This window comes from Actinophytocola algeriensis, assembly GCF_014203735.1.
In the GTDB taxonomy this organism is placed as follows: Bacteria; Actinomycetota; Actinomycetes; order Mycobacteriales; family Pseudonocardiaceae; genus Actinophytocola; species Actinophytocola algeriensis.
Window position 1 is genome coordinate 180247 of sequence record NZ_JACHJQ010000004.1, and the last position, 12507, is coordinate 192753.

Annotated in this window: 13 protein-coding genes; 10 read left to right on the forward strand and 3 right to left on the reverse strand. The window is 72.3% G+C overall.

Annotation, left to right across the window (positions count from 1 at the left end):
• Positions 1-2: 2 nt before the first annotated feature.
• Both FHR82_RS18705 and FHR82_RS18710 read right to left on the reverse strand, forming a co-directional pair.
• Positions 3-875 carry an RNA polymerase sigma-70 factor gene (locus tag FHR82_RS18705; protein ID WP_184811750.1) on the reverse strand — a complete coding sequence of 291 codons (873 nt, stop codon included), beginning with the start codon at positions 873-875 and terminating at the stop codon, positions 3-5.
• Positions 876-932: 57 nt separating this feature from the next.
• Entirely contained in the window at positions 933-2453 is a 1521-nt protein-coding gene (locus FHR82_RS18710) for a right-handed parallel beta-helix repeat-containing protein (protein WP_184811751.1), read from the reverse strand.
• A gap of 120 nt (positions 2454-2573) precedes the next feature.
• Between FHR82_RS18710 and FHR82_RS18715 the strand changes: the two genes are divergently transcribed.
• The 4 genes from FHR82_RS18715 to FHR82_RS18730 are packed head-to-tail and all read left to right on the forward strand — an operon-like array spanning position 2574 to position 5213.
• Entirely contained in the window at positions 2574-2882 is a 309-nt protein-coding gene (locus FHR82_RS18715) for an early set domain-containing protein (protein ID WP_184811752.1), read from the forward strand.
• 60 nt (positions 2883-2942) lie between these two features.
• A complete protein-coding gene (locus FHR82_RS18720; protein ID WP_184811753.1) occupies positions 2943-3305 on the forward strand; it encodes a YciI family protein in 363 nt (120 codons plus the stop codon).
• On the forward strand, positions 3286-4464 hold the full coding sequence (locus FHR82_RS18725; protein ID WP_311771160.1) for an RNA polymerase sigma factor: 1179 nt from the start codon (positions 3286-3288) through the stop codon (positions 4462-4464). The genes FHR82_RS18720 and FHR82_RS18725 overlap by 20 nt, the downstream gene beginning before the upstream one ends.
• Complete coding sequence (locus FHR82_RS18730; protein WP_184811754.1) at positions 4461-5213, forward strand: hypothetical protein; 753 nt, start codon at positions 4461-4463, stop codon at positions 5211-5213. The genes FHR82_RS18725 and FHR82_RS18730 overlap by 4 nt, the downstream gene beginning before the upstream one ends.
• Position 5214: 1 nt before the next feature.
• Here FHR82_RS18730 and FHR82_RS18735 read toward each other — a convergent pair whose 3' ends face one another.
• The gene (locus FHR82_RS18735) at positions 5215-5763 is read right to left on the reverse strand and encodes a TIGR03086 family metal-binding protein (RefSeq protein ID WP_184811755.1); all 549 of its coding nucleotides are present in this window, start codon (positions 5761-5763) and stop codon (positions 5215-5217) included.
• Positions 5764-5815: 52 nt separating this feature from the next.
• Here FHR82_RS18735 and FHR82_RS18740 point away from each other — a divergent pair, with 52 nt between their 5' ends.
• From FHR82_RS18740 to FHR82_RS18765, 6 genes are all read left to right on the forward strand, one after another.
• Positions 5816-6619, forward strand: a complete 804-nt coding sequence (locus tag FHR82_RS18740; RefSeq protein ID WP_184811756.1) for a class I SAM-dependent methyltransferase — start codon at positions 5816-5818, stop codon at positions 6617-6619.
• Between the two features lie 55 nt (positions 6620-6674).
• Entirely contained in the window at positions 6675-8687 is a 2013-nt protein-coding gene (locus tag FHR82_RS18745; protein WP_184811757.1) for an amidohydrolase family protein, read from the forward strand.
• An 18-nt stretch (positions 8688-8705) separates the two neighbouring features.
• Positions 8706-10184 (forward strand): CYTH and CHAD domain-containing protein, encoded by a 1479-nt coding sequence (locus tag FHR82_RS18750; RefSeq protein ID WP_184811758.1) that lies wholly within the window; start codon positions 8706-8708, stop codon positions 10182-10184.
• Between the two features lie 3 nt (positions 10185-10187).
• The gene (locus tag FHR82_RS18755) at positions 10188-10697 is read left to right on the forward strand and encodes a MarR family winged helix-turn-helix transcriptional regulator (RefSeq protein ID WP_184811759.1); all 510 of its coding nucleotides are present in this window, start codon (positions 10188-10190) and stop codon (positions 10695-10697) included.
• A 1-nt stretch (position 10698) separates the two neighbouring features.
• A complete protein-coding gene (locus tag FHR82_RS18760; RefSeq protein ID WP_184811760.1) occupies positions 10699-11496 on the forward strand; it encodes an EamA family transporter in 798 nt (265 codons plus the stop codon).
• A 139-nt stretch (positions 11497-11635) separates the two neighbouring features.
• A complete protein-coding gene (locus FHR82_RS18765) occupies positions 11636-12478 on the forward strand; it encodes a transglutaminase-like domain-containing protein (RefSeq protein WP_184811761.1) in 843 nt (280 codons plus the stop codon).
• Positions 12479-12507 lie beyond the last annotated feature (29 nt).

Here is a 12507-nt window from a genome sequence, read left to right on the forward strand (position 1 = left end):
ACTCATGAACCGGCGAGCCCCTGCATGTGTGACAACTTGGCCGGGTTGGCGACGATCCGCACACCCGCGATCGTGGCGCCGTCGAACTCGAGCGCCACGACGCCCATCGTCGTGCCGTGCACCGTCGCGATGATCGCGGTACCACCGTTGACCTCGGCGAACGTGAAGTCGACGCCGTCGGGCAGCTTGCGCCACGCGCCGGCGAAGTACCGCGCGACCCGGTCGCGGCCGGTGACCGGCCTGCGTGCCATGGGGAGGCGGCCGCCGCTGTCGGCCCACGAGGTGATGTCCTCGGCGAGCAGTTCCTCCAGCGCACGCAGGTCGCCGTGCTGGGCGGCGGCCATGAACCGGCCTGCGAGGCGTTCGCGCTCCTCGCGGGACGGCTGGAAGCGGGGCTTGTGGTCGGCGAGGTGCTGGGCGGCGCGGCGGTACAGCTGGCGGCAGTTGGCCTCGGAGAGCTCCATGACGTCGGCGATCTCGCGGTGCCCGTAGCCGAAGGCCTCCCGCAGGACGAAGACGGCGCGTTCGGCGGGAGTCAGGCGTTCGAGCAGCACCAGCACGGCGAGTGACACGGAGTCGCGTTGCTCGGCGGTCTCGAGCGGACCGAGCAGGTCGGTCGGCACCGGGTCGGGCAGCCACTCGCCGACGTACTGCTCGCGGGTGGCGCGGGCCGAGGTCAGGCGGTTGAGGCAGAGGTTGGTGACGACCTTCGCGAGCCACGCGCCGGGGTGGGTGATGGCGGCGCGGTCGGCCCGGTCCCAGCGGAGGTAGGCGTCCTGGACGGCGTCCTCCGCTTCGGCAGAGGAGCCGAGCAGCTGGTAGGCGAGTCCGAACAACCATCCTCGCCGCGTTTCGAACTCGGCCACCGGTGCCATGCCCGCCAGTGTCTCAACTCGACCCCCGGAGCTGGGACGGGGTCGGCCGTGGACGACTCAGCACGTGGTCGGCAGCAAGGTGAAGGCGCTGCACACGTCCTGCTGGTACGGGTCGCCCTGCCACTCCGGCGGCTGCAGTACGCGTGACCGGTCGTACGGGGTGAAGGTCCACGGGCCCACGTAGACGTTGTCGCGCCACGTGTTCTCCTGCTCGAACGTGATCGCCTGCTGTACGGCCTGGCCCATGTACGGGGACCACTCCGGGTACGTGCCCCAGTTCGACAGGACCGCCATCCGGCCGCACAGCGTGTCGCAGTTCAGGGCGGCCGGATCGAACGTGAATCGGTTGTCGTGGATGTCCACGCGCTGGGTTTTCCAGCGGCAGTCGTCCAGTAGCGGCTTCTGCGCTATCGCGGGCTGGGTGCACTGGCCCGGCTCAGCCACCAGTTTCGTGCAGTGGCCCGTGGACGTGTTCGCCGGGCTGTTGCAGAAGCGGTCGGCGTTCTCCCACAGCGTGATCCCCGACCAGTTGTGTTCGAACGTGTTGTGCTGGATTTCCAGGCGGTCGGTGCGGGCAGGCACCCTCGGGTCGCCGCCTGATTCCGACACGTACACCGTGCCGACCGGGAAGTCGTCGCCGCGGCCGGCGAAGGCCCTGCCCTGGACGATGGTGTTGCCGCGGAAGACGTTGTCGCGGATCACCGCGTTGTAGCTCGTCTCGTAGAAGAAGGCTTCCGCGTCGTTGTTCTCGAACAGGTTGCGTTCGACGAGGAAGTCGTTGTTGTTGGTGTCGGCCCACAGGCCGGCGCCGCGGTTGTCGTGGACCCAGTTGTCGCGGATGTCGGCGCCGTCCACCGCCCAGAACTTCGCACCGCCCGTGCAGCCGCAGCCGGGGGTCTGCGACTCCCAGTCGTCCGTGTTGTTGCCCGTGATCTCGTTGCCCTCGACCACGAGGGAGGCCAGGCCGCCCGGCTTGTAGGCGTTGATGCCGTACTGGCCGTTGTCCCGCAGGCAGTTTCCGCGCACAACCTGCCCCACGCCCGCCATGAGCGCCGCACCGCCGTTGTTCTGGATCGTGTTGTGCTCGATCACCCAGCCGTCGCCGGAGTCGTGGTTCACCACGCCTTCGTCTCGTGGGGCCACGAAGTTCACGACGGTCAGGTTCCGGAGCACGACGTCGTCCGCGTCACCGGTGAACGCGTACCGGTTGCGGTCGCGGCCGTCCAGGATCGCGTCCCGCGCACCGAGGTACACGTTGCCGTCCTTTGGCATCACCTGGCCGAACTCGTCCTCGCCCAGCGTGTGCGTGCCGGGGGCGAGCCAGAACGTCGTACCTGCCGGGTGTTCGGCCGTCGCTCCCTGCACACCGCCGTCGACGGGCTCCACCACCACCGCGCCCGCCGGTGGGGTCGGGTGGTCCGTGGTTATCCGGTCGCACACGGCCCACTGGTCGTCGGCCACGTCCGTTCGGGACATCTGCGCTCCGGCCACCTGCGCTCCGGCCGCGGTCGCCGCGACCACAGAGGACAGTTCAACCAGGACGACAGCAGCCGTCAGTGCGAGGGCAGAACGAGCCATGCGGTCAAGCTAGGCACCGGGTGGGTCCGTGTCGTCACCCGGAAGCGTTGTCCTTCGGGCGAATCTCGGCGAACAGGGCCATGATGTTCGCGCACCCGACAAGATCGACTGTGGAGAACCATGCTGAAGATCGACCGTGACCGCTCCGGAGCCGTGCGCATCACCTTCGTCCTGCGACCGAACACGCCACGCGGGCGGGTGAGCGTCGTCGGCGACTTCAACGACTGGCGGCCTGGCGAGCACGAACTGCGCCCCCGCAGCAACGGCATGCGCTCGGTGGCGGTGACCGTGCCCGACGGCGCCCAGGTGCGCTTCCGCTACCTCGGCGAGGGCGGGCACTGGTGCAACGAGACCGAGCACCCTGACGTGCGTCAGGTAGGTGAGGACAGCTTCCTCGTCGCGATCCCGCCCACACGGAAATCTCGCTGACCCTGTCGAGATCGGGCATGCTGGTTCGTCATCCTCTGTGTGCACACGTGAGGAGGAGACGTGCAGTACCTGCTGCTGATCTACAACTGCGATCGTCCGGAGCCGGGTGACCCGGGCTTCGAGGACGCCCTGGCCAGGGTGAACGCGTTCGCCGACGAGTGCCGTCGGCGGGGCGCTTTCGTGGCGGGCGACCCGCTGACCAGGGAGGGTGCCGCCACGACCGTGGCCGTCCGCGACGGGAAGACCTTGATCACCGACGGGCCGTTCGCGGAGACCCACGAGCACCTGGGCGGCTACTACGTCCTCGACTGCCGCGACCTGGACGAGGCGCTCGAGCTGGCCGCGCTGTGCCCGCTGGCGGCGGTCGGGTCGATCGAGGTCCGGCCGGTCGTGCGCGTGCCAGGTGTCGACCACGTCCGCTGAGGTCGAGCGGGTCTACCGCGAGCACCGCGCACGCATGCTGGCGGCACTCCTGCGTGCGGTCGGTGACTTCGAGCTGGCCGAGGACGTGCTGCAGGACGCGTGCGCCCTCGCGCTGCGCCGGTGGGCGGACGGCGTGCCCGACGACCCGGTCGCGTGGTTGCTGACCGTGGCCCGCAACCGGGCCGTCGACCGGCTGCGCCGTGCGCGGCTCGGCCGGGAGAAGGAGGCGGTGGCCCCGGTGCCCGACTTCCCCGCCGAGGAACGGCTGGTCAGCGTCGGTGACGAGCGGCTGAGCCTGATCTTCACCTGCTGCCACCCGGCGCTCGCGGAGGAGGCACGGGTGGCGCTGACGCTGCAGGCCGTCGTCGGGCTGACCGCCGCGCAGATCGCCCGGGTGTTCCTCGTCGGCGAGGCCACGCTCGCGCAGCGGCTGGTGCGGGCGAAGCGCAAGATCCGCGACGCCGGCATCTCGCTCGCCGTACCGCCCGACCACCTGCTGACCGACCGGCTGGCCGGGGTGCTCGCGGTCGTCTACCTGATCTACACGCACGGCTACCCCGCCGACGACGACCTGCGCGGCGAGGCCGTCCGGCTGGCGAAGCTGGTCGCGGCGCTCATGCCGGACGAGCCGGAGGCGATGGGGCTCGTCGCGTTGTTGTCGCTGCACGAGTCGCGGTCCGCGGCGCGCCGGTCGCCGGCCGGTGACGTCGTGCTGCTCGCCGACCAGGACCGGTCGCGGTGGGACGGTGCGCTGGTCGCCGAGGCGGTCGGGGTGCTGGACCGGGCGCTGCGGCACGGCACGGTCGGCCAGTACCAGCTGCAGGCGATGATCGCGGTGCAGCACACGCGGCAACCGTCCGACTGGGCGCGGATCGCGGCCCTGTACGAGGCGCTGCTGACGGTGGCGCCGACGCCGGTGGTGGCGCTGAACCACGCGGTCGCGGTGGCCGAGACGGCCGGGCCGGCGGCGGGGCTGGCGCTGGTCGACCGCATCGACGGCCTGACCCGGTACCACCTGTGGCACGCGACCCGGGCGGACCTGTTGCGCCGCCTCGGCCGCCGGGCCGAAGCCGCCTCGGCGTACCGGCAGGCACATGACCTGGCGACGGACCCGGCCGACCGCCGGTTCCTCGCCGGCCGACTACTGGAGACCACATGAGACTGTCCTGTCTGGACGGCGGGCACCGGGCGCGGGCCCGCCTCTTCCTCCGCCTGACCTCCGGCGACGCGCCGGACGTGGTGCGGATGTTGTTGTACCGCCCGGAGTTCTTCGCACGGCCGTTGCTGGCGCTGACCGTGCCCGCGATGCGCGGGCCGTCGTACTGGACGGTCGGGGAGCGGGAGGACATGGCCCGCCGGGTCGCGGAGCGGCACCGGTGCGCGTTCTGCCTCGACTCGCACACGGAGATGACCCGGCTGGTGGCGCACGACCCGGCGTCGACGCGGTCGCTGGCCGACGCGCCGCCGGACGCGGTGCGGGACGCGGCGCGGGTGACGCTGGTGTGGGAGATCGTGAACCGGCTGGGGAACGCGTTCGGGTTCGCGCTGCGGGGCGACCAGGTGCACACGGGGACGCGCGCGCTGCACCGGTTCGGGTACAAGTTCCCCGCGTTCCTGCTGGCGGGTGGCTCGGACGGCGGGTTCGACGATCCGGTCGACGAACTGCGGCACGCCGTGTTCGAGGCCCCTGCCGTGACAGCTCCGGAACAGCGCCGGGGTGCGGCGTCGGGTGACCTGGGCGAACCGTGGCGGTCCTACACCGCGATGGTCCGCGACGCGTCGTACCGGATCACCGACGCGGACATCGCCCGGCTGCTCGCGGAGCACACCGAGGACGAGGTCTTCGAGATGACCGTGGCCGCGGCGGTCGGCGCCGCACTGGCGGACTACGACGCCGACCGCGGCTGAGTCAGGTCGCGCGGCCCAGGAACGCCAGCATGCGGGTCTGTGCGTCGGCGTCGGCGGCGGGTGTCAGCTCCGGGCCGAAGAACCCGGGGCGCCGGACCACGTGCTCGCGGGCCCAGCCGAACGACGCCGTCACCAGGCCGCGAGGTAGGTCGACCGGCAGGCCCAGCGCCCGGCCGATGTCCCACGTGTGCGCGGTGAGGTCGGTGACCAGCAACGACAGCAGCGCCGCCACCGGCACCTCGCCCATGCCGGTGATGGCCACCGTCCTCGAGAGTTGGGTGGGTGCCGGGACCGTGCGGGCCGCGCGCCACGTGGCCAGCGGGTCGTCGCCCGTCATGACGGCCGGGGCAGGCATGCCCGGGGCGCCGTCCCGGGCCGGGTCCGGGCCGCCCGTGGCCCAGGCGTGCAGTTGCAGCTGGCCCCAGATCGCGTGGCCCGCCACGTCGCGGACCGTCCAGTCCCGGCACATCGACGGCCTGGACCAGCCGGCCGCCGGCACCGCGGCCAGCACCTTGTCGAACTCGTCCTGTGCTTGTGTGTACAGCTCCATGCGCCAAGGACGAACGGGTGGTGCCCGACTCGACATGTGACATCGTGGTCGGGTGACCGATGACGTTGCCGCGCTCGCGCGGCACTACTCCGACGCCGCGGACACCTACGAGCGCACCTGGGCCGGGGCACTCCACCCCGTCAGCCGCAAGCTCATGGAGCGCCTTCCGCTGGCGGGTGCGCGTCGTGTCCTCGACATCGGCACCGGGGTGGGGACGCTCCTGCCCGCACTGCGGGACGCGGCGCCGGACGCGCTCGTCGCCGGGATCGACCGGGCACCCGGCATGATCGCCAGGGCGCCCGCCGACTTCCCCCGGGTGATCACCGACGCGGCCCGGCTGCCGTTCGGGGACTGCACGTTCGACGTCGCCGTGGCCGCGTTCATGTTGTTCCACCTGCCCGACCCGCCCGCCGGGCTGCGGGAGGCGCACCGCGTGCTGGCCGGCGGCGGTGTGCTCGGGCTCGCGACGTGGGGGCCGGACCAGCAGGTGAAGGCCGTCGACGTCTGGTTCGAGGAGCTGGACCGCCACGGTGCGCCTGCCGAGGAGTCGCTGCTCGCCAACCACGACGTCGTCGACTCGCCGGACAAGGTCGCCGAGCTGGTCACGGCCGCCGGGTTCACCGGCGCGGACCTGCGACCCGTCGACTGGGAGTTCCGGCCGACGCCCGACGAGTTCGTCGTGCGCTACACCGGGCTCGGGCACCCCGCGCGCCGGTACGCCGGGCTGTCGCAGGCGGCACGTGCCGAGTTCCTCGCCGCCGCGCGGGCCCGGCTGGCGCAGCTGGGTCCGGAGGACTTCGTCCAGCGCCGCACGATCGTCGCCGGAGTCGCGACCGCACGACATTCGGCGGATTGACCGGTTCCCTACTCACGGGTAGATCTGAGAGACGGCCGCACCAACGGAGGTCGCCATGCGCCGTCGTCGCCTGCTCGGACCACTCGCCGCGGTGCTCACCGTCGCCGCGCTCGGCATGCCTGTGCCCGCCGCGCAAGCCGTGCCACCGGACGTCGCCGCGCTCGACGGCGCCTGTGTCGCGCTCAAGGCGCCGAGCGGCAAGTTCGTGGTGCGGGGCGCGCTCGGCGGCTACCAGGCCACCGGCGGCGCCGCGTCGCAGCCGTTCCGCCTGCAGGAGACCGGCGCCGCGACCTACCTGCTGTACGGCACCGGCAACGACTTCCTCGGACAGGGCCTCGGCACGCTCGGCGTGCTGTCCGCGCGGGCCGCGAGCGCCGACACGAACTGGCGGCTGACCGCCGCCGGCGACGCGGTCACGATCACGGCCGTCGCCGCGAACCGGCAGCTCGCCGTCGACCCGCTGCTGAAGACGCTCGCGCTGCGGTCCACCGCGACACCGTTCACGCTGGTGTCCGCGACCGGCTGCGCGACCGCGCCGGAGGCGGAGCTGAACATCGCGGGCGACCCGTTCACCGGCACCGTGAACGGCGAGGTGCGCGGGCTCGCCGACCTGCACAGCCACCTGACCGCGTACGAGTTCATCGGCGGCGACATCCACTGCGGCGCGCCGTTCAGCGAGTACGGCATCACCGCCGCGCTCGTCGACTGCCCCGACCACGAACCGCACGGCCTCGGCGCGTGGTGGGAGAACCTGGCGGGCGGCGGCTATCCGACTTTCACGCACGACACGACCGGCTGGCCGACCTTCAAGGACTGGCCGAAGCACAACTCGTGGACCCACGAGGCCATGTACTACCGCTGGCTCGAACGCGCGTGGCGCGGCGGCCTGCGCGTCTACACCAACCTGTTCGTGAACAACGAGGCCCTGTGCCAGATCTACCCGATCAAGTCCAACCCGTGCGACGACATGGCGTCGATCCGCCTGCAGGCGCAGCGGATCCACGAGCTGGAGGACTTCATCGACACCCAGTCCGGTGGGCCGGGTCAGGGCTGGTTGCGGATCGTGCGCGACCCGGCGCAGGCGCGGTCGGTGATCGAACAGGGCAAGCTCGCCGTCGTACTGGGCGTCGAGGTGTCGCAGCCGTTCGGGTGCGGGGTCCGCAACGGGACACCGCTGTGCGACCGCGCCGACATCGACGCCGGGCTCGACGAGCTGTACGACCTCGGCGTGCGGCGGATGTTCGTGTGCCACAAGTTCGACAACGCGCTGTGCGGCGTCCGGTTCGACGAGGGGGTCGCCGGGACGATCATCAACGCGGCGAACTTCGCCTCCACCGGGCGGTTCTGGCAGGTCGAGAAGTGCCCGACCGCCGCGCACGACAACACGATCCAGTTCGAGAGCGACCTGCTGTCCGGGCCGCTGTCGGCACTCCTGCCGCCGGGCGTGACGCTGCCGGTCTACCCGAGCGCCCCGCACTGCAACGTCAACGGGCTCACCGACCTCGGCGAGTACGCCATGCGGGGCATGATGGACCGCGGGATGCTCATCGACATCGACCACATGAGCGCCAAGGCCACCGACCAGGCGCTGGACCTGCTGGAGTCCAGTGACTACCCGGGTGTCGTGTCGAGCCACTCCTGGGTCGACCCGAGCTACTACCCGCGGATCTACGCACTCGGCGGCATGGCGGTCCCGTACGGCTGGGGCACCGAGAAGTTCCTCGGCGAGTGGCGGTCCATGAAGGCCGCGGCAGGCGCGGGCACCGACTTCGGCTTCGGCGCCGGCTTCGACACCGGCGGGTTCGGCCACCAGCCGCCACCGAGGTCCTCCTCGGCGGTCCAGTACCCGTTCACCACGTTCGACGGCGGGGCCACAGTGGACCGGCAGCGGACCGGGGAGCGGGTGTTCGACGTGAACACCGACGGCCTCGCCCACTACGGCCTCCTGCCGGACTGGCTGGAGGACCTGCGCATCGTGGCCGGGCCGGACGGGCAGGCCGTCGTGGCCGACATGAGCAGGGGCGCGGAGGTGTACCTGCGCACGTGGGGCCGCGTAGCCGGGCCCTGATTCGGGTAAGCATGGAGTATGTCTGTCACCTCCCACGCCGAGACCGAACGCAAGTACGAGACCGCCGCGGACACCAAACTGCCCAAGTGGTCGGACATCCCGGGCGTCACGGACGTGCACGGGCCGAGGTCGGAACACCTGTCGGCCGTCTACTTCGACACCGCCGACCAGCGGCTCGCCCGGTACGGCGCGACGCTGCGCAGGCGCACGGGTGGCGCTGACGCGGGCTGGCACCTCAAGGTGCCCGCCGGTGCGGACTCGCGCACGGAGCTGCGGGTGCCGCTCGACGACCGGCCGGAGGATGCCACCAACGCGCCGCCGGACGAGCTGGCGAACCTGACGCTCGCCATGACCCGCGGCGCCGCGCTCCGCCCGATCGCCCAGCTCAAGACGTCCCGCCGGGTGTGGGAGCTGGCGGGCGACGGGGGCAGGCCCGTCGCCGAGGTGACCGACGACCGCGTGACCGCGACCCGGCTCGACGGCTCGTCCAATGTGGACGAATGGCGGGAGCTGGAGGTCGAGCTGGCCGACGCCGGCGCGACCGGCGTGCTGGCCGGCGCGGAGAAGGTCCTGCGCAAGGCGGGCATCCGGCGGGCGGGCCACAGCTCCAAGCTGGCGCGGGTCGTGCCACCGCCCTCGGTGGCCATCCCGGACGCGAAGGGCACCGCGGGGGAGGCGGTGCTCGCGTACCTCGGCGGGCAGTTCGACGCGCTGGTGACCCAGGACCTGCTGGCCCGCAGGGACGCGCAGGACGCCGTGCACCAGCTGCGGGTGGCGGCGCGGCGGCTGCGGGCCGCGCTGCGGGTGTACGAGCGGCTCCTGCCGGACACCGAGCAGCTGCGGACCGACCTGCGGTGGCTGGGGCGGCAGCTCGCCGACGCGCGCGACCTGGAGGTGCAGGAGGAACACCTGTCCGCCTCGGTGGGGACGCTGCCGACGGAACTGGTCGTCGGGCCGGTTGCCGCGCGGCTGACCCGGCACTTCTCACCGGCCGCCGCCGCGGCCCGCGAGACCGTGATCGCCACGCTGGCCTCGAAGCGGTACCGCCGGGTGCTCGACGGCCTGGCCCGGCTGCTGGCCCAGCCCGACCTGCCGCGGCGGGCGTCCCGGCCCGCGGCGAAGGAGCTGCCGAAGCACGTGCGGCGGGCGTACCGGAAGACGAAGCGCCGCCTGTCGGACGACACGCTGCACCGGGCGCGGAAGGCGGCGAAGCGGTACCGCTACGCACTGGAGGTCGCCGAACCCGCCATGGGCAAGACCGCGAAGAAGGCGCGGAAGCGGGCGAAGGACTTCACCAAGGTGCTCGGCGCGCACCAGGACGGCACGGTCGCCCAGCCCGTACTGCGTGACCTGGGCATGCAGGCCCACATGGCGGGCGAGAACGGGTTCACCTACGGGTTGCTGCTGGAGCAGGAGCGGGCCCGGTGCGCTCTGGTCGAGGAGGTGTACCCGGCGTTCTGGCGACGTTTGGCGAAGGCTCGTCCGTGGCATGCATGAGGCATGCATGAGTCACGCCTGGCGAACCTGCTCGGCGCGTGCGGTCTGGCGGTCGCCGACCTCACGCTGCGGAACGTCACCGGCGGGCTGAACGCGAGCAGCGCCGCCGCGGTCGTGGTGCTGGCGTCCGGTCCGCTCGGTGGCACCGAGCTGGGCAGGCAGGTCGGGCTGACGCAGTCCGCGGCCACCAGGCTGGTGGACGGCCTGGTCGGCGCGGGTCTGGCCGAACGGTCGCCGCGGGCGGGCCGGGCGGTGCTGGTGCGCCTCACCCCGGCGGGCCGCGCCGCCGCGCAGGACGTGCTGGCGGCGCGTGCGCGGACCCTGCGCGAGGTGCTGTCGGCGCTGTCGGCCGCCGAGCGGGAGCGGCTCGGGGTGGTGCTGGAGAAGCTCCTCACCAGTCTGTACGGGGACATCGGCAGCGCGGATCTGATGTGCCGCCTGTGCGACCGGACCGCGTGCACGGCGGACGCGGTGTGCCCGGTCGGCCAGGCCGCCCGGGAGAGCGAGCGCTGACATGGGCGCGTTGCTCGCGCTGGCCTCGGCGCTCGTGTACGGGGTCGCGGACTACGCGGGCGGGGTGCTGTCCCGCCGCGTGCACTTCGGGACGGTCGCGTTCGTCGGGCAGGTCGGCGGGCTGGTGTTCGCGCTGGCCGCGGCGCCGTTCGTGCCCGCAGAGGTGAGCCTGGCGGGACTGGGCTGGGGTGCGCTCTCCGGGGTCGGCACCGGGCTCGGAATGTTGTTCCTGTACCGGGGCATCAGCCGCGGTGCGATGAGTGTCGTGGTGCCGGTCAGTGCGGTCGGCGGGGTGGCGATCCCCGTCGTGGTGGGGGTCGTCCTGCTGGGGGACCGGCCGTCGGTGCTCGCGTGGGCCGGCATCGCGGTGGCGGTGCCCGCGCTGTGGCTGGTCGCGCGCACCGGGGGCCCCGCGAAACCGGACGGGGTCACGGACGCGCTGGTCGCGAGCGTCGGCATCGCCGTGCAGTACCTGGCACTCGCGCAGGCCGACGCCGGGCTGTGGGCGGTCGTCGCGGGACGGGTCGCGGCGGCACTCGTCGTGCTGCCCGCGGTGCGCAGGCCCGTGACGGCGGTGGTCCCGGCCGCCGCCGTCGGGGCGATGGCCGCGGTCGCGCTGATCTGCTACCTGCTCGCCACGTGGCAGCAACTGGTGACCGTCGCCGTCGTGCTGTCTTCGCTCTACCCGGCCATCCCCGTGCTGCTCGGCATCACGTTGCTCCGGGAACGGCTGAGCGGCGCCCAAATAGCCGGACTTGTCTGCGCAGGCGCCGCGACCGGTCTCCTCGTCCTCGGGTGACAGGGGCGCTGACCAGCGAAATGTCCAGAATGTAGTGAGGACTTAGCCTTGTGCCCGATCATCAGCCCCGGTGTGCCGGGGCCCTGGGGGTGCCCCGGCACACCGTTTTCTGCCGGTGGCCCGTGACACAGTCGGTGACATGCCGAACGCCTATGCCATCCCGGGCCGGATGACCGACGCCGCCATCCTCGCGGACCTGCCCGCCGACGTGCGCGCCCTCACCGAGATCGGGCACGGGTTGCTGCTGCACGAACACTGGGCGGGCGCGTACGGCGTCACGTTGGACGAGACCACGCGGATGACGGTGCACATCCGGGAGGTCGGCCGGTTGCTCGAGCGGGTACTGGCGGCCTCGCCCGAACCCCTGACGGCAGCACGACCGCCCGGGCAGCGGGTGGCCGTGAACTGCAGGCACTTCACCGTGCTCATCGTGTCGGCGTTGCGTGCGCACGGGGTGCCGGCGCGCGCCCGTTGCGGCTTCGGCGGCTACTTCACGCCGGGGTTCTTCGAGGACCACTGGGTGTGCGAGTACTGGACGGGCGACCAGTGGCGCCTGGTGGACGCACAACTCGACGCGAAGCAGCGCGAGGTACTCGCGATCGACTTCGACGTGACCGACGTGCCACGGGACCGCTTCGTGATCGCCGGGGACGCGTGGCGGCAGTGGCGCGCGGGCACGGTGTCGCAGGACGACTTCGGGCTGTCGGTGACGAAGGAGTCCGGCGCGTGGTGGATCGCGGGCAACCTGATGCGCGACGCGGCCGCGCTGCTGAAGGTCGAACTGCTGCCGTGGGACGAGTGGGGTGCGATGCCCGAGCCCAGTGCGCCGGTGGCGGGCGAACAGGCGGAGCTGTTCGACCGCCTCGCGGCGGCGACCCTGGACCCGGACGCCACGGACGTCGCGCCGGTGATGGCAGATCCCCGGCTGCGGCTCCCGGCGAAGGTCCGCAACGCCGTGCTCGAGAGGGAGGAAGCGATCTGACGGGTGGTCCGCGCTGTCGGCTGATATTT

Bases quoted from the DNA above. Each gene is read 5' to 3' on its own strand.
- FHR82_RS18735 (WP_184811755.1), bottom strand. From the start codon at position 5,763: ATGGAGCTGTACACACAAGCACAGGACGAGTTCGACAAGGTGCTGGCC.
- FHR82_RS18750 (WP_184811758.1), top strand. From the start codon at position 8,706: ATGTCTGTCACCTCCCACGCCGAGACCGAACGCAAGTACGAGACCGCC.
- FHR82_RS18705 (WP_184811750.1), bottom strand. From the start codon at position 875: ATGGCACCGGTGGCCGAGTTCGAAACGCGGCGAGGATGGTTGTTCGGA.
- FHR82_RS18710 (WP_184811751.1), bottom strand. From the start codon at position 2,453: ATGGCTCGTTCTGCCCTCGCACTGACGGCTGCTGTCGTCCTGGTTGAA.
- FHR82_RS18755 (WP_184811759.1), top strand. From the start codon at position 10,188: ATGCATGAGTCACGCCTGGCGAACCTGCTCGGCGCGTGCGGTCTGGCG.
- FHR82_RS18730 (WP_184811754.1), top strand. From the start codon at position 4,461: ATGAGACTGTCCTGTCTGGACGGCGGGCACCGGGCGCGGGCCCGCCTC.
- FHR82_RS18765 (WP_184811761.1), top strand. From the start codon at position 11,636: ATGCCGAACGCCTATGCCATCCCGGGCCGGATGACCGACGCCGCCATC.
- FHR82_RS18745 (WP_184811757.1), top strand. From the start codon at position 6,675: ATGCGCCGTCGTCGCCTGCTCGGACCACTCGCCGCGGTGCTCACCGTC.
- FHR82_RS18715 (WP_184811752.1), top strand. From the start codon at position 2,574: ATGCTGAAGATCGACCGTGACCGCTCCGGAGCCGTGCGCATCACCTTC.
- FHR82_RS18760 (WP_184811760.1), top strand. From the start codon at position 10,699: ATGGGCGCGTTGCTCGCGCTGGCCTCGGCGCTCGTGTACGGGGTCGCG.